This window comes from Actinospica robiniae DSM 44927 (assembly GCF_000504285.1).
In the GTDB taxonomy this organism is placed as follows: domain Bacteria; phylum Actinomycetota; class Actinomycetes; order Streptomycetales; family Catenulisporaceae; genus Actinospica; species Actinospica robiniae.
The window spans coordinates 8,026,803-8,052,414 of record NZ_KI632511.1 but is presented as its reverse complement, the minus strand read 5'-3'; the positions used below and the strand labels follow the sequence as shown (position 1 = coordinate 8,052,414).

The 25,612-nt window shown below is 74.5% G+C and carries 19 protein-coding genes; 7 read left to right on the top strand and 12 right to left on the bottom strand.

Translation table 11 applies throughout. From position 1 onward, the window contains the following. Window positions 1-6: 6 nt before the first annotated feature. On the top strand, window positions 7-402 hold the full coding sequence (locus ACTRO_RS34805) for a WhiB family transcriptional regulator (protein WP_245594583.1): 396 nt from the start codon (window positions 7-9) through the stop codon (window positions 400-402). Between the two features lie 1,037 nt (window positions 403-1,439). On the opposite strand, the gene ACTRO_RS34800 is transcribed toward ACTRO_RS34805, so the two are convergent. The 5 genes from ACTRO_RS34800 to ACTRO_RS34780 form a co-directional block, all read right to left on the bottom strand. Beyond that, a complete protein-coding gene (locus tag ACTRO_RS34800; RefSeq protein ID WP_425394895.1) occupies window positions 1,440-2,483 on the bottom strand; it encodes a LacI family DNA-binding transcriptional regulator in 1,044 nt (347 codons plus the stop codon). Window positions 2,484-2,750: 267 nt separating this feature from the next. Continuing rightward, window positions 2,751-4,499: a glycoside hydrolase family 13 protein gene (locus ACTRO_RS34795; protein ID WP_084316737.1), complete on the bottom strand. Its 1,749-nt coding sequence runs from the start codon at window positions 4,497-4,499 to the stop codon at window positions 2,751-2,753. Window positions 4,500-4,572: 73 nt separating this feature from the next. Continuing rightward, window positions 4,573-5,427, bottom strand: coding sequence for a sugar ABC transporter permease (locus tag ACTRO_RS34790; RefSeq protein WP_034270088.1), 855 nt, complete (start codon window positions 5,425-5,427; stop codon window positions 4,573-4,575). Then, window positions 5,424-6,359 (bottom strand): carbohydrate ABC transporter permease, encoded by a 936-nt coding sequence (locus ACTRO_RS34785; RefSeq protein WP_034270085.1) that lies wholly within the window; start codon window positions 6,357-6,359, stop codon window positions 5,424-5,426. Before ACTRO_RS34785 ends, ACTRO_RS34790 begins: the two co-directional genes overlap by 4 nt. Window positions 6,360-6,472: 113 nt before the next feature. Next, window positions 6,473-7,780 carry an extracellular solute-binding protein gene (locus tag ACTRO_RS34780; protein ID WP_051451834.1) on the bottom strand — a complete coding sequence of 436 codons (1,308 nt, stop codon included), beginning with the start codon at window positions 7,778-7,780 and terminating at the stop codon, window positions 6,473-6,475. A gap of 310 nt (window positions 7,781-8,090) precedes the next feature. Here ACTRO_RS34780 and ACTRO_RS34775 point away from each other — a divergent pair, with 310 nt between their 5' ends. The 6 genes from ACTRO_RS34775 to ACTRO_RS34750 all read left to right on the top strand — a co-directional run bounded on the left by ACTRO_RS34775 (window position 8,091) and on the right by ACTRO_RS34750 (window position 14,421). After that, complete coding sequence (locus tag ACTRO_RS34775; protein WP_157436610.1) at window positions 8,091-9,206, top strand: hypothetical protein; 1,116 nt, start codon at window positions 8,091-8,093, stop codon at window positions 9,204-9,206. 438 nt (window positions 9,207-9,644) lie between these two features. Continuing rightward, on the top strand, window positions 9,645-10,445 hold the full coding sequence (locus tag ACTRO_RS34770; protein WP_034278079.1) for an MHYT domain-containing protein: 801 nt from the start codon (window positions 9,645-9,647) through the stop codon (window positions 10,443-10,445). Then, the gene (locus ACTRO_RS34765) at window positions 10,442-13,051 is read left to right on the top strand and encodes a sensor histidine kinase (RefSeq protein WP_051451833.1); all 2,610 of its coding nucleotides are present in this window, start codon (window positions 10,442-10,444) and stop codon (window positions 13,049-13,051) included. The genes ACTRO_RS34770 and ACTRO_RS34765 overlap by 4 nt, the downstream gene beginning before the upstream one ends. Further along, entirely contained in the window at window positions 13,048-13,473 is a 426-nt protein-coding gene (locus ACTRO_RS34760; protein ID WP_051451832.1) for a roadblock/LC7 domain-containing protein, read from the top strand. Before ACTRO_RS34765 ends, ACTRO_RS34760 begins: the two co-directional genes overlap by 4 nt. Beyond that, a complete protein-coding gene (locus tag ACTRO_RS34755) occupies window positions 13,470-13,844 on the top strand; it encodes a DUF742 domain-containing protein (RefSeq protein WP_034270080.1) in 375 nt (124 codons plus the stop codon). The genes ACTRO_RS34760 and ACTRO_RS34755 overlap by 4 nt, the downstream gene beginning before the upstream one ends. Continuing rightward, window positions 13,825-14,421 carry a GTP-binding protein gene (locus ACTRO_RS34750; RefSeq protein WP_034270076.1) on the top strand — a complete coding sequence of 199 codons (597 nt, stop codon included), beginning with the start codon at window positions 13,825-13,827 and terminating at the stop codon, window positions 14,419-14,421. Before ACTRO_RS34755 ends, ACTRO_RS34750 begins: the two co-directional genes overlap by 20 nt. A gap of 70 nt (window positions 14,422-14,491) precedes the next feature. Here ACTRO_RS34750 and ACTRO_RS34745 read toward each other — a convergent pair whose 3' ends face one another. The 7 genes from ACTRO_RS34745 to cobT all read right to left on the bottom strand — a co-directional run bounded on the left by ACTRO_RS34745 (window position 14,492) and on the right by cobT (window position 25,470). Beyond that, window positions 14,492-16,069, bottom strand: a complete 1,578-nt coding sequence (locus ACTRO_RS34745) for a S53 family peptidase (protein ID WP_051451831.1) — start codon at window positions 16,067-16,069, stop codon at window positions 14,492-14,494. A gap of 117 nt (window positions 16,070-16,186) precedes the next feature. Next, window positions 16,187-16,783, bottom strand: coding sequence for a GTP-binding protein (locus ACTRO_RS34740; protein ID WP_034270074.1), 597 nt, complete (start codon window positions 16,781-16,783; stop codon window positions 16,187-16,189). 75 nt (window positions 16,784-16,858) lie between these two features. After that, the gene (locus tag ACTRO_RS34735; protein ID WP_034270071.1) at window positions 16,859-17,293 is read right to left on the bottom strand and encodes a DUF742 domain-containing protein; all 435 of its coding nucleotides are present in this window, start codon (window positions 17,291-17,293) and stop codon (window positions 16,859-16,861) included. After that, on the bottom strand, window positions 17,290-17,754 hold the full coding sequence (locus ACTRO_RS34730; protein WP_034270068.1) for a roadblock/LC7 domain-containing protein: 465 nt from the start codon (window positions 17,752-17,754) through the stop codon (window positions 17,290-17,292). Before ACTRO_RS34730 ends, ACTRO_RS34735 begins: the two co-directional genes overlap by 4 nt. Continuing rightward, window positions 17,754-20,327, bottom strand: coding sequence for a HAMP domain-containing sensor histidine kinase (locus ACTRO_RS34725; RefSeq protein ID WP_034270064.1), 2,574 nt, complete (start codon window positions 20,325-20,327; stop codon window positions 17,754-17,756). The genes ACTRO_RS34730 and ACTRO_RS34725 overlap by 1 nt, the downstream gene beginning before the upstream one ends. 331 nt (window positions 20,328-20,658) lie before the next feature. Further along, window positions 20,659-21,900: a uroporphyrinogen-III C-methyltransferase gene (gene cobA, locus ACTRO_RS34720; protein WP_051451830.1), complete on the bottom strand. Its 1,242-nt coding sequence runs from the start codon at window positions 21,898-21,900 to the stop codon at window positions 20,659-20,661. 78 nt (window positions 21,901-21,978) lie between these two features. Continuing rightward, complete coding sequence (cobT, locus tag ACTRO_RS50545; RefSeq protein ID WP_051451829.1) at window positions 21,979-25,470, bottom strand: nicotinate-nucleotide--dimethylbenzimidazole phosphoribosyltransferase; 3,492 nt, start codon at window positions 25,468-25,470, stop codon at window positions 21,979-21,981. Window positions 25,471-25,612: the final 142 nt, after the last annotated feature.

Below are 25,612 nucleotides of genomic sequence, written 5' to 3'. Positions count from 1 at the left end.
GACGACGTGACTCGGACGGACACGGCTGCGATGGTGGCGAGCGGCATGGGAAACCGCATGGCCCTGCTTCCGGCGCGGCGCTCGGCGCGCAATGCGGCGCGCATCCCGGCGATCGCGGATCTGCGGCTGGGTTGGCAGGAGCAGGCACGCTGCCAGGGGGCGGACGCACGGCTGTTCTTCGGACCGGAGAAGGAGCGCACCAGGGACCGCGAAGCGCGCGAGGGCGAGGCCAAGCAGATCTGCGCGACCTGCCCGGTGCTGCGCGAATGCCGCGCTCACGCGCTCGGCACGCCGGAGCTGTTCGGCGTGTGGGGCGGCCTGAGCGAGGCGGACCGGGAACTGGCGACCGGCTCATCCTTCGGCCGCCGAATACCGCGCCCCAGGCCGGTCCCGGCGCTTTAGCGAAGCGCGGCCGCCGCAGCGGGTGAGTTCGGAAAGGCCAGGCCAGAGCCGCACCGGGTGGGCGCGAGCTCGAGCAGGAATGCGCCGTGCGCGGCGCGGGGAGGTGTATCGGGGAGGACGGGGAGCGGCCGCATGGACCGCGGGTGGTGGGAAGCCGTGTGCTGAGCGAAAACCGGGGCGCGGTCGAGATCTCGGCCGCACTGATTCAGGGCCGGAATGGGACCTGAAGTGAAAGCAGCATATTGAGGCAGCCCGACAATCAGTGGCCGGCACGCCGTCCACGGAACAGTCACGCATCGGCCCGGAACGACCGAGAACTTTCCGCCAATGGGAAGCGGCCGAGCTATGACGCAACGGCACAGAACCAAAGCCGTCCCCGACACATAAGCCCGGGCGATCCCTCGATGCCCCGCGCCTTCTGGACGATGGAGCCGCCACCACCCCGCACCCACCTGACCTGCCCGCAAGGTCCGAGGGTATCCGCAGCGTAAGAGCTAAAGAGCGTCCAGGCCTGCCGTCAACTGACGCCTCGAAAACATCTCGCCGCCGAACATCCCCACCACCCACCGGACCTGCGCGCGGGGTCCGGGGTGTCCCCGGCGTGGGGGCTCGGGGGCCGTGCCCCCGAACAAACACAGGAAGCCGTGCGCTCGTACGCAGGCCCAGCCCCGTAGCGAAGCGTAGGGGCGGGGCCGAGGTAAAAGCGCGTCCAGGCTTTCCGGCGCGGGGGCTCGGGGGCCGTGCCCCCGAACAAACACAGGAAGCCGTGCGCTCGTACGCAGGCCCAGCCCCGTAGCGAAGCGTAGGGGCGGGGCCGAGGTAAAAGCGCGTCCAGGCCTGCCGTCAACTGACGCCCCGACAACATCTCGCCGCCGAACATCCCCACCACCCACCGGACCTGCGCGCGGGGTCCGGGGTGTCCCCGGCGTGGGGGCTCGGGGGCCGTGCCCCCGAATAGGCACAGGGAGCCGTGCCGCTCGTACATAGGCCCTGGCGACGTAGCGAAGCGTAGGAGCCAGGGCCGAGGTAAAAGCGCGTCAACGGCGAGCAGCAGCGGTGGACCCGCGGACGACGAGCTCGGGGGCGAAGACGAACTCGTCCTTGGGGCCGGGCATGCCCGCCATCTCCTCGAGCAGCGCTTCGACGGCGGACGCGGCTATGGCCTGGACGGGCTGGCGCATGGTGGTGAGCGGCGGGTCGGTGAAGGCGATCAGGGGGCTGTCGTCGTAGCCGATGACGGAGACGTCCTGGGGGACGGACAGGCCTTCGTCGCGCAGGGCTCTGATCGCGCCGAGGGCCATCATGTCGCTGCCGCAGACGATGGCGGTGCAGCCGCGTTCGACGAGGGCGCGGGCGGCTTGCTGGCCGCCGGCGACCGAGAACATCGTGTGCGCGATCCGCTCGCGGGCGACGGATTCCTCGACGCCGAGCAGGCTCGAGCAGGCGGCGAGGAAGCCTTCGATCTTCCTGATCACGGGCACGTAGCGGACCGGGCCGGTGGCCATGCCGATGCGCTCGTGGCCGAGTTCCACGAGGTGCGAGATCGCCTGGCGCATCGAGTACCGGTCGTCGGTGGCGAAGAACGGGGCTTGGACCTGCGGCATGTGGCCGTTGATGAGCACGATCGGGAGCCGGCGCTCGACGAGGCGGCGGTAGCGGTCCGGGTCGGCGGTGGTGTCCGCGTGCAGGCCGGAGACGAAGACGATGCCGGCGACGCCGCGGTCGAGCAGCATCTCGGTGTATTCGTCCTCGCTGACCCCGCCGGGGGTGAGGGTGCAGAGCATCGGCGTGTAGCCCTGCTTGGTCAGCAGCGTCTCGATCGCCTGCGCGTAGGCCGGGAAGATCGGGTTGTCGAGCTCGGGGATGACGAGGCCGATCAGGCCGGCGGAGCGCTGCCGGGACCGCGGCGGACGCTCGTAGCCGAGCACGTCGAGCGCGGCGAGCACCGCCTGCCGGGTGTCCAGGCCGACGCCTTGCTTGCCGTTGAGCACCCGGCTGACCGTGGCCTCGGACACCCCGGCGTGCGCCGCGATGTCCGCGAGCCTGATCGTGGGCGTCGTCCGTTCGCCACTCACCTGCAGGTCCGTCCTTCACTCGTGCTCGATCCCCGCCGTCCCGGCCGGCGCCGCCGCGTGCCGCCCTATGCCGCCCGCGCCCGGCGAAGGCGGGCGGGGAGGCGACGCCGGCGGCGGGCCTCGGCCGCCGCCGGGCGATGATGGTCGCTCGTCGCGGCGGCGCCGATGACGGTCCGTCAGCTGCGCCGGTCCGAGGCTACGCCTGCGGACGCCGCGGCGTCGCTTTTCTCTCGCTTCGGGGGCGGGACCGCGTCGTCCCGGGTGCCTCGCGGGCTACGCTGCCGTCCACCAGGCGGTCGTGTTCGGCGGGAGCAGGACGTCGTCGTCCGCTTCCGGCGCCTCGGCCGTGTCCATAGGGGCGCTCGCGAGTAGCAGCTTGCCGGGCCGGGGCAGCGCCACCGGCTCGTCGCCGGTGTTCACCGTACACACAAAACCGGGTGCCCGCCGGAAAACCAACACCCCGTCCGGCGCCGTGTGCCATGCCAGGGCGCCGTCGCCGAGCGCCGGCAGGTCGTGGCGCGCTTTCAGGGCCCTGCGATACAGCTGCCAGGTCGACGCCTCGTCACTTCGCTGTGCCTGCACCGTCAGGGCGCTCCACGCCTTCGGCGCCGGCAGCCAGGCCTCGGCCAGGTCCAGCGGCGAGAAGCCGAACGGGGCCTCGGTGCCCTGCCACGGCAGCGGCACGCGGCAGCCGTCGCGGCCGGACGAGCCGTCCTCGCTGCGCAGCCGCTGCGGGTCCTGCAGCAGTTCCTGCGGGATGTCGAGCACTTCCTCCAGGCCGAGTTCCTCGCCCTGGTAGACGTACGCCGAGCCGGGCAGCGCGAGCATCAGCAGCGCGGCCGCGCGGGCGCGGCGCAGGCCGAGCTCGCCGCCGCCGTAGCGGGTGACGTGGCGGCGGATGTCGTGGTTCGACAGGACCCAGGTCGTCGGGGCGCCGACCAGTTCCGAGGTCTGCAGCGAGCCCTCGATCACCTCGCGCAGGGCTTTGCTGTTCCACTCCGTGCCGAGGAAGTGGAAGTTGAAGGCCTGGTGCAGCTCGTCCGGCCGGACGTACGCGGCCAGCCGCTCGAGCGAGGGCGCCCAGGCCTCGGCCACGGCCATCCGCTCGCCCGGGTACGAGTCGAGTATCGCGCGCCAGGAGCGGTGGATCTCGTGCACCTCGTCCTGGTCGAAGTACGGCAGGATGCTGTGGCCGAGCATCTGGATCTGCTCGGTGTGGCCGACGTCGGGCAGGTCGGGGTGCTTGACCATGCCGTGGGCGACGTCGACCCGGAAGCCGTCCACGCCCCGGTCCAGCCAGAACCGCAGGATGTCCTCGTGCTCCTCGCGCACCTCCGGGTTGCGCCAGTTCAGGTCGGGCTGCGCCGGGTCGAACAGGTGCAGGTACCACTCCCCCGGCGTGCCGTCGGGCTCGGTGATCCGGGTCCAGGCCGGTCCGCCGAACACGGACTCCCAGTCGTTCGGCGGCAGCTCGCCGTGCTCGCCCCGGCCGGCCCGGAACAGGTAGCGCCCGCGGGCGGCCGACGCGGGGCCGGCGGCCAGCGCCTCGAGGAACCAGCGGTGCCGGTTCGAGCTGTGGTTGGGCACCAGGTCGAAGATGACGCGCAGGCCGAGCGCGTGCGCCTCCTGGATCAGCGCCTCGGCGTCGCCGAGGGTGCCGAACAGCGGGTCGACCTCGCGGTGCTCGGTCACGTCGTAGCCGCCGTCGGCCATCGGGGACGCGTAGAACGGCGTGATCCACAGGGCGTCCACGCCGAGTTCCCGCAGGTACGGGAGCCGGGTGCGCACGCCGAGCAGGTCGCCCACGCCGTCGCCGTTGCCGTCGGCGAAGGAGCGGACGTAGACCTGGTAGATCACGGCTTCGCGCCACCAGGCCGGACGCGGGTCCGCGGCGTTCTCGCCGTGGAAGGCCGGAGCGGGGGCCGGGATCACGGGGATCGCGGGGGCCGCTGCGGACCCGGGGACCGTCGACGACGGAGCGGCGCCGGCGGGCGCCGTGCGTGTGTCACCGGTCACAGTCATGTGCATCCTCATTCACTTGCGCGTCGTACAGCCGAGGCGGTTTCGGGTGGTGGGGGGCGGAGGGGCCGGCCGGTCAGCTCTTGGCCGCGCCGGCGGTCAGGCCGCTCACCAGGTGCCGCTGGACCAGGAAGAACACAGCGGCGGCGGGGACGATGATCAGTACAGAGCCGGCCGCGAGGGGGCCCCACTCGTCCACATACTCGTTGACGAAGGTCTGCATGCCCACTGGAAGAGTGTACTTGTCCGGACTTTGCAGGAATTGCGACGCATAGGCGACTTCGCCCCACGAGGTGAGGAAGGTGTAGAAGCCGGTCACCGCGAGCCCGGGCCGGGCCAGTGGGACGATCAGCCGCCAGAACGTGCCGAACATGCTCAGCCCGTCGATCCGGCCGGCCTCGTCGATCGCGGTGGGGATGCCGTCGAAGTAGCCCTTGAGCATCCAGGCGCAGAACGGCACCGCGGTGGTGGCGTAGACCGGGACAAGGCCGAGCAGGTTGTTGAGCAGGTGCAGGTCCTTGAGCAGCACGAACAGCGGCACGATCAGGACCGCCATCGGGAACATCTGAACGAGGAGGAACAGCCACATCAGCGGGCGCGCGCCGGGGAAGCGCATCCGGGAGACGGCATAGCCGGCGGTCGCGGCGATGAACACGCCGAAGACCATGGTGCCCGCGGCGACGATGGCGGAGTTGAGCATCCAGTGGCCGAACCCCTGGCCGATCACGTCGCGGTAGTTCTGCAGGCTCAGCCTGCCGAGGTGCTCGGTGGACAGGGCCGTCGAGTTGGGCTTGAACGAGGTCAGCACGACCCAGGCCACCGGCACGGCGGCGATGAGGCTGGCGACGATCAGCGTCAGGTGCAGGGCGACCGAGGCGGCCGGGGAGCGGTGGCCGCGGCGGTAGCCGGGACGGGCGGAGTTCGTGGTCATGCGGCGGCCTCCTGGCCGCGTCCGAGCGTGCGGCGAAAGAACGTGGCGAACAACAGCAGCATGGACAGGATGATCACGCCGTAGGTCGAGCCGCCGGCGTAGTCCCGAGTCTGGCTGAAGGCGTTGTTGTAGGCCTGGGTGATCAGGATGTTCGTCGCGCCGCCGGGGCCTCCGGCGGTCACCAGGTAGATGATCGCGAACTGGTTGAAGGTCCAGATGATGCCGAGCAGGGTCACCGTGGTGGCGACCGGGCGCAGGCCCGGCATGGTGACGTGGATGAACCGGTGCCAGGGGGTGGCGCCGTCCACCTCGGCGGCCTCGAGCAGTTCGCCCGGGATCGCCTGCAGGCCGCCGAGGAAGGCGACCATCATGAACGGGATGCCGATCCAGACGTTGACCATGATGACCGAGAACTTCGCGCTGGTCGCGTCGCCGAGCCAGTTCACCGCGGGCAGGTGCAGGCGCACCAGGACCCAGTCGAGCAGGCCGTCCGGGCTGTTGAGGATGAGGCGCCAGGAGAACGCGGCGACGAACGAGGGCACCGCCCACGGCAGGATCAGCAGCACCCGGTAGACGCCGCGGCCGCGCATCCGGCGGTTGAGCAGCTGGGCCAGGCCCAGGCCGATGCCGACGGTCGGCACCACGCAGCCGGCGGTCCACTCCAGGGTCCAGACGAAGGTGGGCCAGAACTGCCCGTCGCCGCCGGAGAGCACGTACCAGTAGTTGTGCAGGCCGACCCCGTGGAAGCTGGCCGGGATGTGGTTCGCCCCGATCGTCCGACCCATGTTCAGGTCATTGATGTTCGTGAGCGAGTAATAGATCCCCTCTACCAGGGGGTAGCCGACCAGCACCAGGAGCACCAGGGTGACGGGCAGCGCCATCGCCCAGGCGTACCAGTAGCGGTCGTAGCTGTGTCGCAGTCTGCTGATCATCGTGTCCGTTTCCCCGGTCTGGGCGGTCGGCGGCGGGCGGAATCGGCCCGCCGGGACGAAGCGGCGCCACAGGCGGTGGGCGCGCGCTCCGTCCCGGCGGGAGCCTTCATCCGTCAGCCGACGGTCCAGCCGGAGTCGACACCGTTGTTGAGCACCTTGAGCATGTTCTGCGCGATCGAGTCCAGGCCGGCCTGCGCGGAGGCCTTGCCGGACAGGATCTGCTGCATGCCGGTGTCGAACGGGGTGAACAGGTCCGAGCCCTGGGCGATGGACGGGCGCGGGGCGTCCTCCTTGATCACCGGCTCGAAGGCGGTGAGCACGGGGTTGCCGGTGACCTGGGCGTCGGACCAGGCGGCCTGGTGCGTCGGCAGGGTGTTGTTGTGCGCGGCGACGTACGCCTGGCTGGCGGCCGAGTTGATGTACTGGACGAACAGCTCGGACGCGCCGAGGTTGGCCGAGCCGGCGTAGACGACGAGGTCCTGGCCGCCGGTCGGGGTGCCGGCCTTGACCGAGCCGGCCGGGACCGGGGCGATGCCGAGGTTGGTCTTGTCCTTGAAGGCGCTGCCGCTCAGGTCGTCGGCGGTGGACCAGGGGCCGTTGATGACCATGGCCGCGGTGCCGTTCTTGAACGCGTTCTGCATGTTGGTGTACGCGTTCGAGGAGGTGTCGGTGACGGCGGCGCCGGAGGAGATCAGGTCCTGGACGATGCCCATGGCCTTGACCGCGGCGGCGCTGTCGACGGTGACCTTCTTGGCCGAGGTGTCGACCATGTCGCCGCCCTCGCCGTAGAGGAACGGCAGGAAGTAGTAGCTGGCGTCGTCGAGGAAGATCGCGGGCTTGCCGGTCTTGGCCTTGATCGCCAGGGCGTCGGTCTTGAGCTCGGCCCAGGTGGTGGGGGCGGAGGAGATCCCGGCGGAGGAGAACGCCGCCTTGTTGTAGAGCAGGCCGAGCGCGTCGGTGACCTGCGGGACGGCGTAGGTGGCGCCCTGGTACTTGGTGGTGGCGGCGGGGCCGGCCAGGTAGTCGGCGGCGTCCGAGAGGGCCGGGGTGCCGTCGAGCTTCTGCAGGTAGCCGGCCTGGGCGAGGGCCGGGACCCAGCCGATGTCGGAGCGGAAGACGTCCGGGGCGCCGCTGCCGCCGGCGGCGGCGGTCTTGAAGGTGTTCTCGGCGCTGGCGAAGGGCTTGCTGACGTAGTTGACCTTGATGTTCGGGTACTTCGCCTCGAACTGCGAGATCAGGGTCTTGTAGGCGGGGGCCTCGGCCACCGGGTCGGAGGTGTCCCAGAACACGACCGTGCCCTTGACCGACGCGGGATTCGTCGAACCGGACGACGCCGGGGCGGACGAGCCGCTACTACTGCACCCGGCGAGCGTCGAGGCCGCGAGTATCGATGCCAGAACCACCGGGATGCTCCGTCGCATCACACGAGCTCCTTCTCCACGGAAAGTACACCTGGTCACGGAACGCATCTGACGTCCCGTCCGGCCCTTCTCGGGCCACGAGGCAGGAACGTAGCAGTCGTGCGCGCAAGCCGTCCATAGTCTTGCGGAAAGTTTCCGCAAGAACGCGGGCGGCTTGCGTTCGATCCCTGCGAAAGCGGGCCGGACGAACCGGGCGAACCGGATGCGCGGGGGCCGCGGACGGCAAGCCGGCGGCCCGCGGGAACGTGACATTCGCCCCGGTTCGGCGGCGGACGGTCAGCCGATGCCAGACCTGTGCGACACTGCGAACGTGGCCACGCACCAGCAGCAGACCCGGGGACAGGCGGCGCGTCCGCCTGCCGCCGTCCCCGCCCCCGTCCGCGGCTCCGCAGCGCCCGGGCAGCCGCCGCCCGGGGCGGTCGATCCGGCGGCGGGCCTGCTGGGCAAGGTCCGGGTGCGCGGCACGCGGCGGTCGCTGCGGCGGCTGCCGGGTCTGACGGCGCGTCGGCCGGAGCCGTTCGGGCTGGGCGGGATGCACTGGCTGCCGAGTTCGCCGGGCGCGCTCGAGCCGGCCCTGCTGCTGCACGCCGGGGCGCACGGGACCGACCTGATCGCGGTGGCCGAGATCGCCACCAGCGTGCTGCACGGCACCGACACGCGCGACCTCGCGGCCCGGCTCGGCGAGTGCCTGCGGGTGCCGCCGGCGGCGGGCACGGTGCGCCGGATCCAGCTGCTCTACCAGGTGCCGGGACCGGTCGGGCGTACCCGGGCGTACGCGGTGCTGGCGCTGCACTACCACCCGGCGCTGCTCGGCCGCGCGGCCAAGCTGTGCCAGGGCGAGCGGGGGCTGGCCCAGGTGGCCACCCGCGCCGCGCAGAACGTCTACACCCAGCTGAGCCGGGACGACGCCACCGGCGGCCGGCTCGGCCCGCTGGTGCCGCTGGACCGGGCCGCGGCCACCGGCCTGCTCGGCTCGCTGCTGCTGCCCGGGCGCGGGCCGCTGGCCGGACCGCGGCACGCCGAGACGGTCTGGCAGCCGGAGGAGATCGACGCCCGGGCCCCGCGCGGGTGCGCGCTGACCGGCTCGGCCGGGCCGCGCGCGGCGACCTGGTGGCACGCGACCGCCTGGGTCAAGCAGTGGCCGCGCACGCTCGGCGGCGCCGTCGACCTGGCCGCGCCGGCCGGGTTCCTGCCGTCCGGGGTGAGCGGGGCCGCCTCGGTGCTGCTCGGGCCGACCGGGCGGGACGGCGAGGTGGCCGCGGCCGGGTTCGTCACCGTCTCCGCGCACGACCCGCACGAGCTGGAGCTGGCCCGGATCGGCGCGCACGCGGCCGCGGAGAGCGGCGGCGCGGTGATCGAATTCTGCGACCGCCGGCACCACCTGGCGCTGGCCCGCACGCTGCCGCTGGCCCAGGGCCTGCACTGACACCGAGCCGCGCCTGACGCCGGATCGGCTCCGGCGCACGCGGGCGCACGAGAGCGCGCGGGGGGCACCTGAGACCCGTGCGTCGCGCCCGGCCCGCGGGTAGCGCGCCGTGCCCGCGCGTCGCGTCCGGCCCGTCCCTCCCCCGGACGCGCGCACGGCGCAGGGATCCGACGACACGTCGGAAACCCACGCCGGCACCGTCCGCCGCCGGAGCGCGCTCCCGGGCGCCGCGCCGGGGCGCCGCGCGCCGCCGCTGCCTCACGGTACGTCATTTCCCGGTGGCTCAGGGTAGGTATACGCCCGCTTCGCGCCAGGCGCGCGCGGGACCCAAGATGCCGGAAAGTTCTGGGAAAACTCCCTCGGCGCGGCCCGCGCCATGGCATGGTCGGGGTCTGCCACGGATAACGAAATGACCACGAAGGGTAGCCAATGGGCTCGATGGGGACGGTCAGCGAGACCGGGTTCGGCTGGCTGACCCCGGTGTTGTCCTATCTGATGGCCTGTGTCGGAGGTGCGCTGGGACTGCGGGCCACGGTCCGGGCCGTGCACGCGAACAGCTCGCGCTCCCGCCGCAACTGGCTGGTCAGCGCGGCGGTGGCGATCGGCACCGGCATCTGGACCATGCACTTCGTGGCGATGCTCGGCTTCACCGTGGCCGGCACCGAGATCCGCTACGACGTCCTGCTCACCCTGGCCAGCCTGCTGGTGGCGATCGTGGTGGTGGGCCTGGGCGTGCTGCTGGTCACCCGCGGCCAGGGGCGGCCGCTCTCGCTGGCGGCCGGCGGCCTGGCCACCGGGGTCGGGGTGGCCGCGATGCACTACCTGGGCATGGGCGCGGTGCACATGGACGGGTCCGTCTCCTACGCGCCCTGGGAGGTGGGCGGCTCGGTGGCGATCGCGACCGTGGCCGCCACCGCGGCGCTCTGGGCCTCGCTGACCGTCCGCAACCCGCTCACCTCGCTCGCCGCCAGCCTGGTGATGGGCATCGCGGTCAGCGCCATGCACTACACCGGGATGGCGGCGGTGCAGGTGCACGTCGTACCGGGCGCGCCACCGCCGTCGGGCGCCACCGCGATGGACTTCATCTTCCCGCTCACCGTCGGCCTCGGCTCGTACCTGTTCCTGACGGCCGCCTACGTCGGGCTCTCCGACACCGGCCGGCGCCCGGTCCGGCCGGAGGCGGCCGAACCCGCCCCGGTCCCCGTGCGCGCCGCGGCCGACGGGTCGGGCCGCCGATGAGCGCCCCGACCACCGCCGCCGGGGACCTGCGCCGCCCCGCCGCCCGCCGGGCCGCCCACGCCCGGCCGGCCGACGGCGCCTCCCCCTCCGGCCAGGGCCGGGCCCGGGGCCGCGGCTGGCACGGGATGCGGGTCGCGCCGCACACCGTGCGGGCCCGGATCGTGTGCCTGCTCGCGCTGCCGGTCGTCTCGCTCACCGCGCTGTGGGGCATCGCCTCCGTCAACACGATCAGCGCGGCCTACACCCAGGCCGAGCTGCGCGTGCTCGACCAGAGCGTGTCCACGCCGCTGGACCAGGCCGTGCTGGCGCTCGACCAGGAGCGCTCCGCCGCCGACGCGTACCTCGCGGACGACGCCGCGGATCCCGGCTCGTTCGAGCAGCGCGGCGCGGCCACCCGGAACGCCGCGAGCGCCTTCACCCTCGGCGCCGAGCAGTCGTCTGCGGCGGCCGCTGCCGTCTCGCCCGACCTGACGGCCCGTCTGGCCATGGTCACCAAGTCGTTCGCGGCGCTCACCGCCGTGCGCACCGCGGTGATCGGGCACGCGATCTCGGCCGCCGGGGCCGATCAGGCCTACGCCGAGGTCGTGCAGGACTCGTTCGCGGTGCAGTCCGCGCTGGCCTCGGCTCCGGGCGCGCCCGCGACGGCGAGCGCCGCACTCGCCCTGGCCGAGGCGCGCGAACAGCTCGCGCTGCAGGACTCGGCGCTGGCCGGGGCGTACGCGGCGAACACGCTCAGTCCCGCGCTCTACCGCCAGTTCGTCGGCGCGGTCTACGAGGAGCGGGCTGCCCTCGGCAAGGCGACGATCGACGTGGCGGATCCGACCTCGAACGCGGCCGGCGAGGAGCTGACGAGCGTTCAGGACGAGGTGCTCGCGGCCGGTCCCGGCGCGGGCGCGATCGGCCCGGCCGTCCGCAGCGGGTGGGCCGGGTCGGCGCCGACCGTGCGGGACGCGCTGGACCAGACCGAGCGCGCGGCGGCCATGCCCGCGCCGGTCGACCCGTACCGCCGGCTGCTGACCACCGGCTCAGGGCTCGGCGTCATGCTCGGTCTGGTCGCGCTGGTGGTCAGCCTGGTGATCTCGGTCGGCATCGGCCGGCGGCTGGTCACCGACCTGGACGGGCTGCGCGACTTCGCGCTCGACCTGGCCGGGCGGCGGCTGCCGGAGACCATGGCGCGGCTGCGGGCCGGGCAGGTGGTCACCCCGCCGCGGCCGGCCCCGCCGTTGGACCCGGACGCGGGCGAGCTCGGGCAGGTGGCCGACGCGCTCGCGGTGGCCGCGCACGCGGCGATCCGGGCTGCGGTGGAGCGGGCCGAGGTGGTCTCCGGGGTGTCCGGGGTCTTCCTCAACCTGGCCCGGCGCAGCCAGGTGCTGGTGCACCGTCAGCTGGCGCTGCTGGACGCGATGGAGCGGCGGATCGAGGAGCCGGACCACCTCGAGGACCTGTTCCGGCTCGACCACCTGGCCACCCGGATGCGCCGGCACGCCGAGGGCCTGATCATCCTGTCCGGCGCGACCCCGGGCCGGGCCTGGCGCCACCCGGTGGAGCTGACCGACGTGGTGCGCGCGGCCGCGGCCGAGGCGGAGGACTACCCGCGGGTGGAGGTGCGCCGGATGCCGCCGGCCCGGGTGGTCGGGCCGGTGGTCGCGGACCTGACCCACCTGCTGGCCGAGCTGGTGGAGAACGCCACCTCGTTCTCTCCGCCGCACACCCGGGTGGTGGTCGGCGGCGAGCCGGTCGGCTCCGGCTTCGCGATCGAGATCGAGGACCGCGGCCTGGGCATGAGCCCGGAGGCGCTGCGCGAGGCGAACCGGCGGATCGGCGAGTCCAGCGGCGACGACCTGTTCGACAGCGACCGGCTCGGCCTGTTCGTGGTCTCCCGGCTGGCCCGCCGGCACGAGATCCGGGTGAGCCTGTGCCCGTCGGCGTACGGCGGGATCACGGCCGTGGTGCTGATCCCGAGCTCGGTGATGCAGCCGCCGGGGGCCGCGGACGGGGACGCGGAGCCCGCGGACGCCGAGCCGCGTCCCGCCGCGCCGCAGCCGGCCCCGGAGCCCGTCCGCGTGGCGGAGCCCGAGCGCGTCGCCCCCGGGTTCGACGACCTCGATCTCGACCTCGAGCTCGAGTTCGGGCTCGGCCGCCAGCAGCGGCGCGGGCCGCAGACCCGCGAGGAGCCGGCCGGCCCGGGCTCGCGGGCCCGGGTGCCGCGCGCCAACGGGCATCCCGCGCCCGCGGCGCGGGAGGCGGTCACCTCCTTCGACCTGCTGATCCCGCTCTCCCCGGACGCCGACGGCGCCGCGCCCCCGCACTCCGCCGTCGGCCCGGACGGGCTGCCGCGCCGGGTGCGGCAGGCGAGCCTGGCCCCGCAGCTGCGGCGCGAGCCGGAGCGGGACGAGCCCGCCGAGCCGGCCGCACGAGCACCACAGGGCCCCGATCCGGACCAGAACCGGGCCACCATGGCCGCCTTCCAGCACGGATTCACCCGCGGCCGGGCCGAAGGGCCCGCACAGCCGCCGCCTGCCGCCGCACCCACCGGCCCCGGGCCCGAAGCCCCCGGCCCGGCGCTGGCCGCGGACCACGACACGAAAGGGGATGACAACCGGTGACCGGCACCACCACCAGTGAGGTCAGCTGGCTGCTCGACGAGCTGACGGCACGCACCCCGACCATCCGGCACGCCGTGATCCTGTCCACCGACGGCCTGGCCATCGCCTCCTCGCGCGGGCTGAGCCGGGAGGACCGGGAGCACCTGGCCGCGGTCTCCAGCGGCTTCAACTCGCTGGCCAAGGGCGCCACCCGGCAGTTCGGGGCGGGCGCGGTACGCCAGAGCATGGTCGAGTTCGAAGACGGGTTCCTGTTCGTGGTGGCGGCCGGCTCGGGCGCGTGCCTGGCCGTGTTCGCCGAGGCCGCCAGCGACATCGGGCTGGTGGCCTACGAGATGGCCCGGCTGGTCAAGCAGGTCGGCGAGCACCTGTTCGTCCCGGTCCGCGAGGACTTCGACCGCGACGGACGGACGTCGGCCCCGTGACGAGCGACCGCCCCTCCTGGTACGACGAGCAGGCCGGGCCGCTGGTGCGGCTCTACGCCCTGACCCGGGGCCGGGCCCGGCCCTCCCCGGTGCTGCTGGACCTGCTCTCCCTGGTCACGGCCGAGAACGACCCGGCCCGCGACCCGATGCTCAGCCCCGAGCAGGCCGCGGTGCTCACGCTCTGCCGGATCCGGCCGCGCTCGGTCGCGGACCTGGCCGCGGATCTCGACCTGCCGCTCGGGGTGACCCGGGTGATCCTGACCGACCTGCTCGACTACGGCCACATCCGGGTGACCAGGCCGGTGCGCCCGACGGCGCTGCCGGACGAGCGACTGCTGCAGGAGGTGATCGATGGACTACGCGCGCTCTGACCGCGCGGACTTCGTCGCGCTGAAGATCTTGGTGGCCGGGGGTTTCGGCGTGGGCAAGACGACGCTGGTGGGCGCGGTGAGCGAGATCCGGCCGTTGCGCACGGAGGAGGCGATGACCACCGCCGGGCGCGGGGTGGACCGGATCGAGGGGATCGAGTCGAAGAGCACGACGACCGTCGCGATGGACTTCGGGCGCATCTCGCTGCGCGAGGACCTGGCGCTGTACCTGTTCGGCACCCCGGGCCAGGACCGGTTCTGGTTCCTGTGGGACGAGCTGGCGCAGGGCGCGCTCGGCGCGATCGTGCTGGCGGACACCCGCCGGCTGGCCGACTGCTTCCCGGCGGTGGACTACTTCGAGCGCCGGGACGTGCCGTTCCTGGTCGCGGTCAACCACTTCGACCGCGCCCGCAGGTTCGAGCCCGAACACGTGGCCACGGCGCTGGACCTGGACTCGGGCACGCCGGTGGTCAGCTGCGACGCGCGGGAGCGGGCCTCGGTCAAGGAGGTGCTGATCGCGCTGGTGGAGCACGCCGGACGACGGCACGCCGGCCGGGCCGCCGCCACCGCCGCGGGATGAACCGGGACGGACCAGAGCCCTGACGCCATAGGCGTCAGGGCTCTGCTGCTGCGGCGCGGATCGGCGCCCGCTACGCGAGGATCTCCACCGTCGGCGGCTCGCCCGCGCCGGCGAAGAGCCCGGCCAGCGCCGTCCCGTCGGGGCTGCCGAGGCCGGTGCAGGCGTCCCAGCCGGCCCCGGCCCGGTAGCCGCCGTTGTCCCCGCCGGTCACGTCCTGGAACCCGCCCTGGGCCACGCCCGCGGCCGCGCCGCTGTAGAGCACGGCCTGCATCAGGCCCAGCTGCCTGCCGGCCCGCTGGGCGATCCGGGCCACCAGCGCGGCCCACAGCGGCGCCACCGCGCTGGTGCCGCCGATGACCATCTGCCGGCCGTCCACCAGGACCTGGTAGCCGCTCTCCGGGTCGGCGTTGCCGGACACGTCGGGCACGCCGCGGCCGGCCGAACCGGTGTCGGCGTTGCCCGGAACCCCGGCCTGGGCCTGCCAATCCGGCACCGGGAAGAACGCGCTGACCCCGCCGCCGGTGGCCCCGCCCCCGTCGGCCGCGTCGTTCCACACCGTCTCGCCGCCGTAGCCGCCGGCCGAGGTCACCGACAGCCGGGTGCCGCCGCAGGCGAGCACATGCGGGCTGGAGGCCGGGAAGTCGCAGTGGGCGTTGCCGTCGCTCTCGCCGTCGGCCGAGCCGTTGTCGCCGGAGGCGGCCAGCACCGTCACGCCCAGCGCGACGGCGTCCGCGCAGGCGGCGTCGAGGGCCTGGCGGGACTGCGCGGTCCAGCTGTCCTCCGGGCCGCCCCAGCTGATCGAGATCGCGGTCGGGGTCGGGTTGGCGTGCGCGGCGTCGGCGATCGCGTCCACGAAGCCCTGGTCCGTGTTCGGCGCGAAGTACACCGCGAACGCGGCGCCGGGGGCGAGCGCGCCGGCCACCTCGATGTCGAGCTGCACCTCGCCGTCCGGGCCGTCGGCGGACCCGGTCGGGGCGTTCGAGCCGCCGTCGACCGGCACCGCGGTCACGGTCGGCGCGGCCACGCCGATGCCGCGGAAGTACTGGGCCAGTCCGGCGTCGTCGTACCCGCCGCCGAGCTCGATCAGCGCCACGGTGCGGCCGGAGCCGTCGTAGCCCTCAGGGAACTTATACGCGGAGCCGACCTGCAGCGGCGTGTAGGAGTCGCTCTCGCCGACGGCCAGCGGCCGGATCCGGAAGTGCGCCCGGGCCTGCGGGCGGGTGTCGAGGCCGAGGACCGCGATGGTGGCGTGCGCGATGGCCTCGGGCACCGACAGGGCGCCGGTGCGGTAGCGGAAGCTCTCCGGCCCGCCCGGCGCGGTCCGCACCCGGGCGTGGTGCACCGAGGTGTCGAAGACCTCTGACAGCCGCGCCACGGTGCCCTCGGCCTGGATCCGGCGCGAGCCGGGATCGGCGAGCACGATGCGCAGTCCGGCCGCCTCGAGGTGTGCGCGCACGGCCTCGAACTCGACCGGGTCGGCGCCGTGCACCTCGCGCAGCTCCTCGCGGGTGAGCACGATCGAGCCCGCGGGCGGCAGCGGCGTGCGACGGCGCAGGTACACCGTCACGCAGGCGGTCTCGGCCGGATCAGCGGGTCCGAGGACTTCGGCGTGGGCTAACGGGGTGCGGCGCGATGCTTCGAAGCTCATACCTCCTTGATACTCGTCCGGCGCACTGATCACACCGTACGGCGGCGTTTTCGGCGCGCCCTTCGGGTGGTCGAACGACCAGTGACCGGACGAGTGGTGGGGCGAGGAGGATGGATCTCAGGCGGCTGCCATGGCCCGGGCCAGAGCGAGTTCGAGCACGATGATGAGGCTGTCGCGGACCGAGTCCGGATCGCGCGCGTCGAACTCGATCACCGGCACGCCCGGCTCCACGTCGAGCGCCTCGCGCACCGCGTCCAGCGGGTGCGAGGCCGCGCCCGCGAAGCGGTTGACCGCCACCGCGAACGGCATGGTGCGCCGCTCGAAGTAGTCCACCGCCGGGAAGCAGTCCTCGAGTCTGCGGCTGTCCACGACCACGAGCGCGCCCAGCGCGCCCTCGGTCACGTCATCCCACATGAAGCCGAAGCGGTCCTGGCCGGGCGTGCCGAACAGATACAGCTTGAGGGTCGGGTCGAGCATCACCGAGCCGAAGTCCATGGCGACGGTGGTGGTGGTCTTGTGCGGAGTCATCGACAGGTCGTCGACCCCGGCGGCCACCTCGGTGATGGCGGCCTCGGTGGTCAGCGGGGGCACGTCGGAGACCGAGGCGACGGCGGTGGTCTTGCCGACGCCGAAGCCGCCGGCGATGACCATCTTGACCGGCATCGGGGCGGGCGCGGCGTCCGCCTGCGCGCGCGGGCCTGCTTGGAAGTCCATGGGCGAACCTATGCTAGCTCGGGAAGGCTGCGGGCGGGGTGGGTGTAGTTCGCAGCGCCGGCGCGGGTACCGGCCTCAGGCGCGGCCGGCGCCGGTGGGTATGGCTCGTAGTCCATTGATGACCCTTCGCAGGACGTCGACGTCGGTGTTGAGGGCGGCCTGCGGCTCGTGCACCGCGAGGAACCGCCCGGCCCTCAGGTCCCCCGCGAGTACTCGGACCACGTTCAGGTGCAGGCCCAGGCGCACCGCGAGCTCGGCCAGGGACAGCGGCGTACCACAGGCCTCGACGATGGCGCGGCGTTCGAAGGCCAGGGCTCCCAGTTGGTGCAGGCCCTCGGTGGTGGCCACCACCTGGGTCTCCATCGGCAATTCCGCCCCCGCGGCCACAACCCGGCCCTCGGTCAGCAGGAACGGCCTGACCGCTCCGGGCGCCGCCCCCGCGGGCCCGGTAGCGGGACGCGCGCCCCCGCGCGCGCCGTTGTTGTTGTCGTCCCCCGCAGGGGCGCTCATGTGGTCACTCCGGCGGCGGTCACCGAGTTCTTCAACTCCATGATCAGCTGCGGGCTGAGCACCGTGCCGACCCGGTTGCCGAACAGCGTCATCTCGTAGGCGACGTTGCCCAGCTTCGCGTCCTTCGCGGTGACCACCCCGAGCACGCAGCCGCTGCCGATGGTGGACACCAGCAGGTGCCCGTCCTCCATGTCGATGATGACCTTGCGCAGCTGGCCCAGCCCGTAGTGGCCGGCGGCGCCGCCGGCCAGGCTGGTCAGCCCGGAGACGATCGCGGCCAGCCGCTCCGACGAGGCCCGGTCCTCCGGCCGCGAGACCGCGATCAGCAGGCCGTCGGAGGAGACCGCGATCGCATCCGCGACCCCGGCCGTCTCGGCCGCGAACCGGCTGACCATCCAGGTGAAGTCGGCCGCGGCGGTACGCAGGTCGGTGCTGGCTTCGGGCGTCTGACTGGGGCTCATCACGGCCGTAATCCTTCCGGTTCGTCACTGGCGCGGAGCGGGGAGAGGTTCTGCGCCGACACGCGCAGGGCCTCCTCGACCCCGGCTTCGAACTCCTCCACGGCCGCGCGGGCGGCTTCGGCGTCGAGTACGTGCGCGGGGGCCAGGGCGGCCGGGGCGGAGGGTGCGGGCTCGTCGCGCAGCGCGGCGTTCGCGCGGGTGCGGCGGGGCAACGCGGTCAGGACGGCGTCGGGCGCTGAGCCCTCGGCCAAGGCGGGCACCCGGGCCGGGGCGGGCGCGGGAGCGCCGGCCGGGGCGCCGGGGGCGGCGGCGCGGCCCGCGCGCGGCCGGCGCACCGGCAGCGCGTCCGGCTCGGCGATCGGCTCCTCGGTCCGCGGCTCCGGACCGGTCGGCCGCGGCTCCTGCAGCGCCACGGCGGAGCCCTGCTCCAGGGTGGCGCGCTGCTCCGGCAGCACCGGGAGCACCGGGGCGCCCCGGGACGGGCCGCGCCGGCGCAGCGGCGGCTCCGGGCTGTCGAAGGCGAGCAGGTCCGGGCTGATGTCCAGGCGCACGGTGACCCCGCCGCCCGCGGTCGCGCTCAGCCGCACCCCGATGCCGGAGCGGCGGGCCAGGCGGCCGACCACGAACAGGCCGAGCACCTTGCTGGGGGCCAGGTCGAGGCGTTCGCGCCGGACCAGCCGGGCGTTCTCCTCGGCCAGCCGGGCCGCGGTCATGCCCACGCCGTGGTCGATGATCTCGACCACCGCGGTGGAGCCGACCGGCCGCACCGCGATGTCCACGGAGGAGGTGGCCGGGGAGAAGGAGACCGCGTTCTCCACCAGCTCGGCCACGATCAGGGTCAGGTCGCCCACCGCGGCCGGGGAGACGGTCACGTCGCCCTCGGCCGACAGGACCACCCGCTGGTAGCCCTCGACCCGGCCGACCGCGCTGCGCACCACGTCGGTCAGCCGCAGCGGGGCGTCGGCGAGGGTGGGCTCGGTCTCGTTGGACAGCAGCATCAGGCTGTCCGCGCCGCGCTGCAGGCGCACCGCGATGTGGTCGATCCGGTAGAGCCGCTCGAGCACCGAGGGGTCGGTCTCCTCGCGCTCGGCCGCGTCGATCAGGGCCAGCTGACGGCCGGTCAGGTTGTGGATGCGCCGGCCGACGTTGCCGAACATCTCGGCGGTGTTGCGCCGCACCGCCATCTGCCGTTCCAGCACCCGCGAGGCGGTGTCCTGCACCCGGTTGAACGCCTCGGCCAGGTCGCCCAGCTCGTCCCGGCTGAGCGCGGGCACGGTCTCGAACACCGGGGCCGCGCCGGGATCCGCGCCGTCGTCCTCGTCCGCGACCCGTTCCAGGTCGGCCCGGGTGACGTCGGCGATCTGCCGGGCGGCCCGGGTGAGCCGGAGCATCGGGCGCACGAGGGAACGGCGGACCCTGATCTCGAGCACGATCAGCAGCAGCAGCAACGCGACGGCCGCGGCCACCAGGCCGGCCGCGAACCAGGCCTGCAGCCGCGCCTGGTTCCGGGCCGTGGCCACCACGTCCGAGGAGACCTGCGCCTCCATCTGGGCGCGGTCCCGGGCCACGGCCACCGAGGCCTGCCACAGGCCGAGGCCTTCGCCGCCGCCGAACTGGTCCTGCAGCAGCACCTGGTCCACGTTGAAGCCCGGGTCGGCGTGCGGGAGCAGGCTCTCCATGTCCTGCTGGACGCCGTCGATGTAGCGCGCGTCGCTGTCGCCGACGATCTCGTCGTACTGCAGGCCGTCGGGGCCGGAGGCGAGCGACTGGAACCGGGCGGCCTCGTTCTGGCTCACGCCGTATTCGCGCTCGACCACGCTCAGGTCGGCCCAGTCCAGCGAGGCGGCGTCGGTGCCGTTGCCGGTCGGGTCGGTCATGTAGCCGCTCAGCTGGTCCTGGTCGGCGTAGTTGGTCATGGCCAGCAGGCCGATCTCCCGGTCGTGCTCGGTCAGATCGGTCATGTAGAGGAAGTCGAGCTCGGCCTCGTCGAACGCGGCGGTGCCGCCGTTGGCGGCGAGCGCGTCCATGTTGATCGCGCTGTAGAGGTCGCTGATCGTGGTGGAGTACGCGGTCTGCACCAGGCTGCTGTTGGCCACCTTGGGGTCCGAGGCCAGGGCGCGGGCGCCGTTGGAGAGGGTGGCCAGCCACCTCTCCTCGGACATGGCCTGGCCGAGCGAGGAGCCCGGGTCCTGGCCGACCTCGTCGGTCAGGGTCGCGGCCGCCTGGTCGGTCTGCGCCGCGGCGGTGCGCAGCTGGGTGAGCGCGATCGCCTCGGAGGTGGCCGAGCCGGGCACGGCGCTCATCCCCTGCAGGCCCAGCGCGATGGTCTGCTCGGTCTCCAGCGCATTGATCAGAATGCTGATCTGCTCGGCACGGGTCATCGACGCGGCCGCGGCGCTCCAGGCGCGCGCGGAGTCGAACCTGGTCCAGGACAGCGGGATCAGCGCCAGCAGCACGCCGGCGAGCGGCGCGGCCACCAGGATGTCGAGCTTGCGCCGGAATGGGACGGCCTCAAGGCGGTCGACGCCCGTCCGGTGGGCCCGACCCGCTCCGCCCTCCGCGCGCACGGCCACTGAACGCCTCCACCCTCAAACGCTGACACGCCTGCGGCCCGCGCCGCGGACCTTGGATCTGGAACGTGGGGAACAGTATCGAATCAGGCGGGCGGTTGTCACCGCCGGTCCAGTCCTGCGTATCAGGGTTCTTGCCACGAAAACGGGGCCGCGTGTGTCAGTGAGCTGGGACTGCGCGCCGCGAGGCCGCGCGCGGGCGCCGGGTAGGTGCCGATGCAAAGTTTTCGTTAACCGGATCCGGAGTAGGGGGCGCAGTTGTTTCCGGCCCGTTTCCGCCCACCCCTGATCGATCCGGCGCGGCCCGGTCCGCCGGGGTGCGCCGGGCAGCGGCTCAGAACCCTGCGACCTCGCCGACCACCACGATGGCGGGCGGGGCGATGCGCTCGGCCGCCACCCGCTCGGCCACCTCGCCCAGCACCGTGCGCAGCCGGCGCTCGCCCGGGCGCGAGCCGTCCTGCACCACCGCCACCGGCGTATCAGGGTCCTTGCCCCCGTCGATCAGCGCCGCGGCGATCGGCCCGATCCGCTCCACCGCCATCAGCAGCACCAGGGTGCCGCGCAGCCGGGCCAGGGCGGTCCAGTCCACCAGCGACTTCGGGTGCCCGGGCGCGACGTGCCCGGAGACCACGGTGAACTCGTGTGCCACGCCCCGGTGGGTCACCGGGATCCCGGCCAGCGACGGCACCGCGACCGAGCTGCTGAGCCCGGGCACCACGGTCACCGGCACGCCGGCCTCGGCGCAGGCCTCGAGCTCCTCGAACCCGCGGCCGAACACGTACGGGTCGCCGCCCTTGAGCCGCACCACGAACTTCCCGGCCTCGGCCCGCTCGATGAGGATCCGGTTGATCTCCTCCTGGGCCATCGCCCGGCCGTAAGGGATCTTCGACGCGTCCACGATCTCGACGTCCGCGGGCAGCTCGTCCAACAGGCCGAGCGGGGCGAGCCGGTCGGCCACCACCACGTCGGCCTCGGCCAGCAGCCGCCGCCCGCGCACCGTGATCAGGTCGGGATCGCCCGGGCCGCCGCCGACCAGGGCGACGCCCGCGGCCCGGTCCCGGAAGCGGGGCGCACTCAGCACGCCCTCGCGCAGCGACTCCAGCACCGCGTCGCGCAGGACGGCGGTGCGGCGCGGATCGGCCCCGGCGCGGCCGGAGCTGAGTACGGACACGATGACGCCACCGTGCTCGCCCGAGGCCGGGGTCCAGGCGGTGGAGGCCTGCGCGTCGCTCGCGCAGGAGCAGAACACCCGCGCCTGCTCGGCCTCCGCGACGACCGCGGCGTTGACCTCCGGCACGTCGGTGGCGGCCACCGCGTACCAGGCCTCGGCCAGGTCGCCCGGCCGGTAGGCCCGCGCCTCCCACTCCACGTGGCCGTCCGCCGCGTAGCCCTCGACCGCCGCGGTGACCTCGGGCGACACCACACGCACCCGCGCGCCGGCCCGCAGCAGCCCGGCGATCCGGCGGGCGGCCACCCGGCCGCCGCCGACCACCACCACCCGGCGGCCGGACAGGCGCAGCCCGAGCGGGTAGATCTCGCCGGCAGGAGCCTCGGACGGGGTGTCAGGCGTGGTCACTGGCTTTCGGTCCCTTCCCTCAGGATGACACCACGAGCGTACTCACCGCCGGTTACAGCCGGATGTCGGCGGCGCGCGCTAGTGGCGGTCCCGCTCCGTCGGCGCCACCGCGGACGCGCTCGCGTCGGCCACGCCGGCCGCGTCGAAGGTGGCCACCTCGCGCAGCGCCCGGACGGCCGCGGCCACCAGCGGCAGCGCCAGCACCGCGCCGGAGCCCTCGCCGAGCCGCAGCTCGAGGTCGATCAGCGGGTGGATGCCGAGCGCCTCCAGCGCCAGCGCGTGCCCCGGCTCGGCCGAGCGGTGGCCGGCCACGCAGGCCGCCGTCGACTCCGGCGCGATCGCCTGCGCCACCAGCGCCGCCGCGCCCGCGATCACCCCGTCCAGGATGATCGGGACCCGCAGCGCCGCGCCGCCCAGGATGAACCCGGCCAGTGCCGCGTGCTCGAGCCCGCCGAACGCGGCCAGCACGCCGATCGGGTCCTGCGGGTCCGGGCGGTGCAGCTGCAGCGCCCGGCGCACGATCTCCACCTTGTGCGCGTAGGTCTGCTCGTCGATGCCGGTGCCGTAGCCGGTCACCTGGGCCGGCGAGGCGCCGGTGAACGCGGCGATCAGGGCGGCCGAGGCGGTGGTGTTGGCGATGCCCATGTCCCCGGTCAGCAGGCAGCGGTTGCCCGCGGCCACCAGGTCGCGCGCGGTCTCGATGCCGGCCTCGATCGCGTCCAGCGCCTCCTCGCGCGACATCGCGGGGCCCTGGGTCATGTCGTCGGTGCCCATCCGGATCTTGCGCGGCACCAGGCCCGCGGCGTCGCCCAGGTGCGCGGCCACGCCCACGTCGACCACGCACACCTCGGCGCCGACCTGCTTGGCGAAGGCGTTGACCACCGCGCCGCCGGCCAGGAAGTTGGACACCATCTGCGCGGTGACCTCCTTCGGCCACGGGGTGACCCCCTGCGCGTGCACGCCGTGGTCCGCGGCGAACACGGCCAGCGCCGCGGGCTCCGGCATCGGCGGCGGGCACTGGCCGCTCAGGCCGGCCAGCTGCTCGGCGACGGTCTCGAGCATGCCGAGCGAGCCCGGCGGCTTGGTCATCCGGCCCTGCCGCTCCCGGGCGGCCGAGGCGGCGTCCTCGTCCAGGCCGCGCACCGCGTCCACGGTCGCGTCGAGCAGCGAGACCGGCTCGCCGCCGGGCAGCACCCGGCGGCCGAAGTCCTCCTCGTGCACGGCCCAGGCCAGCGGGCGGCGCCGGGCCCAGCCGGCCCCGGACAGCTCCGGCTCGCCCGGGAAGCGCCGGACGTAGCCGACGCACAGGTACGCCACGATCTGCAGGTGCGGCGGCAGGCCGAGGGTCTCGGCGAGCTCGCGCTCGTCGAAGAAGGAGACCCAGCCCACGCCCAGGCCCTCGGCCCGGGCGGCCAGCCACAGGTTCTCCACCGCCAGGCAGGTGGAGAACGGCGCCATCATCGGCTGGGTGTAGCGGCCCAGGGTGTGCCGCCCGCCCCGGGTGGGATCGCAGGTCACGACGATGTTGACCGGGGTGTCCAGGATCGCCTCGATCTTGAGCGCGGCGAACGCCTTGGCCCGGGCCTTGGGCAGCGAGGCGGCGTAGGCGCGGCGCTGCCGGGCGGCGAGGTCGTGCACCTCCTGGCGGCGCTCGGTGTCGCGCAGCACCAGGAAGTCCCAGGGCTGGGAGAAGCCGACCGAGGGGGCGGTGTGCGCGGCCTCCAGGATCCGGGTGAGCACCTCGGTGGGCACCTCGTCCGGCAGGAAGTCGTTGCGGATGTCGCGCCGCTCGTGGATGACCCGGTAGACCGCCTCGAGCGCGTCCTCGGTGTAGCCGGGGGCGCGGTCGCGGGCCTCGGCCGGGGCGGTCTCAGGGCTCTGCTGCGCCGGCTGCGGCTCGGCCGGGGCCTTGGCCCGGGCCGGGCGGCGCCCGGCCGGCTGCGGCGCGCGGGCGGCCACGGACGGGGCGGCGGGCTGCGGCGTGCGCACCGCCTGCGGGACGGTGGCGGGCGGCTGCGGCTGCGGCGGGGCCGGCGGCTGCGCGGGCACCGGCGCGGGCTGCGGCTGCGGCTGCGGGGCCGCCGGACGCGCGGCGGCCTGCTTGGCGGCGGGACGGGTGCGCACCGGAGCCGGGGCCGGAGCGGGCGGCTCGGGCTGGGGCTCGGGCTGCTGCTGCGGAACCTGCGGCTGCGGGGCCGGCGGCTGCACGGGTGCCGGCGGCTGCACGGGTGCCGGCGGCTGCACGGGTGCCGGCGGCTGGGGCGCGGGCGGCTGCACGGCCTGCGGCGGCTGCGGCGGAACCTGCTGCCGCGGCGGCGCGGGGACGTCGTCGTACTCTGCGTCGTCCGGCTCGTCCCGGTACGGCGCCTCGTCGTAGCCCGGGTCCTGGTACGCCGCCTCGGCGTAGTCCTCCTCGTCCTCCGGCTCGGGGTCGAGCAGCACCGGCTGCGGCGCCGCGAGCGGCTCCGGCACCGCGGCCTGGGCCGGGTCGGCGGCCGGGCGGCGGCGGGTGCCGGTGCCGCGCGGGCCGGCCTGGCCGGGGAAGCCCGGCCCCGCGGCCGGGGCGACCGCCTGCCAGGGCACCACCATCTCGTCAGCGTCCTGCGACGCCTCCTCGACCGCCGGCGGGGCGGCCGGGGCGGCCGCGGCCGTCGGCACGAGCGGGGCGACCGGCGGCAGCACCGGCAGGTCCTGCGAGGAGTGCTCGGGCAGGCGCGGCGCGGGCACCGCCGCGGCCGGGCGCGGCCGGGCCGGCACCGGGGCCGGCGGCTCGGGCTGGGGCTGCTGCGGGACCTGCGGATGCGCCGGGGCGGGCTGGCCCGGCTGCGGCTGCGGCGGCGGGGAGACCCGGCGCCGCGGGGGCGCCATGCTCTCCCGCCCGGCGCCGCGGCCGGGCAGCGGCTCGGGTCCGGGCATCGGCTGCGCGGGCACGGCCGGGCGGGCGGCCACGTCGTGCGCGCCGGAGGAGCCGAGGCCCGCCTGGGCCGCCCGCGGCGGCGCGGCCGACCAGGAACCGGATGACCCGCCGAGCGAGCCGGCCAGCGGGTCGTAGCCGGGCTCGTAGCCCTGCGGCTCGGGCAGCTCAGGGTCCTGCGGCGGCATCGGCGCGGCGAACGGCACCGAGTGGCTCTGCCCGCCGGGCTGGCCCAGCGGCATCGACGGGCCCTGATTCATCACGGGCGGGACCGGGGCCTGCGGGTAGGACGCGGCCGGCGGCGGGACCTGGTAGTCCTCCGGCTCGCCCGCGTCGAAGATGGCGCCGGGGAAGAACTCGGTGGTCGGCGCGTCGTGGCCGGCCGGGTGCGCCCCGCCCGGGCCGGGCCGGGCGGCCAGCGGCGCGTTCTGCCCGAACACGGCCTCCGCGTAGCCGATGGAGCCGCCAGCGACCCAGGGCGCGTCACTCGCCGAGGGCAGCCGCGGGGACGGGGGCAGCGGGCTCGGCACGGCGGGCTGCGGCGCCCGCGGCCCGGGGGCTGCGGCACGCTCCGGCCTGACCACGTTCTCGCCGCCGGCGGCGCGCTCGTACCCCTGCGCGTCCAGCTCGCGGCCGAACTCGTCGGTGCCGGTCATCGTGCCTCCTCGTTCCCTGTCCACGGTCGAACCGCGCTCTCGGTGAGCGCGTGTGCCTTGCCCCCCGAACGACCCGTGCGGACTGACGGATCCCCCGCCAGCGGCGGCGGGGCGATCACGTACCCTACCGGGAACCCGGACC

Excerpts from the sequence above, each read along its gene's own strand:
- ACTRO_RS34795 (WP_084316737.1), bottom strand. The coding sequence starts at position 4,499 with ATGACTGTGACCGGTGACACACGCACGGCGCCCGCCGGCGCCGCTCCG.
- ACTRO_RS34790 (WP_034270088.1), bottom strand. The coding sequence starts at position 5,427 with ATGACCACGAACTCCGCCCGTCCCGGCTACCGCCGCGGCCACCGCTCC.
- ACTRO_RS34785 (WP_034270085.1), bottom strand. The coding sequence starts at position 6,359 with ATGATCAGCAGACTGCGACACAGCTACGACCGCTACTGGTACGCCTGG.
- ACTRO_RS34780 (WP_051451834.1), bottom strand. The coding sequence starts at position 7,780 with ATGCGACGGAGCATCCCGGTGGTTCTGGCATCGATACTCGCGGCCTCG.
- ACTRO_RS34770 (WP_034278079.1), top strand. The coding sequence starts at position 9,645 with ATGGGGACGGTCAGCGAGACCGGGTTCGGCTGGCTGACCCCGGTGTTG.
- ACTRO_RS34765 (WP_051451833.1), top strand. The coding sequence starts at position 10,442 with ATGAGCGCCCCGACCACCGCCGCCGGGGACCTGCGCCGCCCCGCCGCC.
- ACTRO_RS34750 (WP_034270076.1), top strand. The coding sequence starts at position 13,825 with ATGGACTACGCGCGCTCTGACCGCGCGGACTTCGTCGCGCTGAAGATC.
- ACTRO_RS34745 (WP_051451831.1), bottom strand. The coding sequence starts at position 16,069 with ATGAGCTTCGAAGCATCGCGCCGCACCCCGTTAGCCCACGCCGAAGTC.
- ACTRO_RS34740 (WP_034270074.1), bottom strand. The coding sequence starts at position 16,783 with ATGGACTTCCAAGCAGGCCCGCGCGCGCAGGCGGACGCCGCGCCCGCC.
- ACTRO_RS34735 (WP_034270071.1), bottom strand. The coding sequence starts at position 17,293 with ATGAGCGCCCCTGCGGGGGACGACAACAACAACGGCGCGCGCGGGGGC.
- ACTRO_RS34730 (WP_034270068.1), bottom strand. The coding sequence starts at position 17,754 with ATGAGCCCCAGTCAGACGCCCGAAGCCAGCACCGACCTGCGTACCGCC.
- cobT (WP_051451829.1), bottom strand. The coding sequence starts at position 25,470 with ATGACCGGCACCGACGAGTTCGGCCGCGAGCTGGACGCGCAGGGGTAC.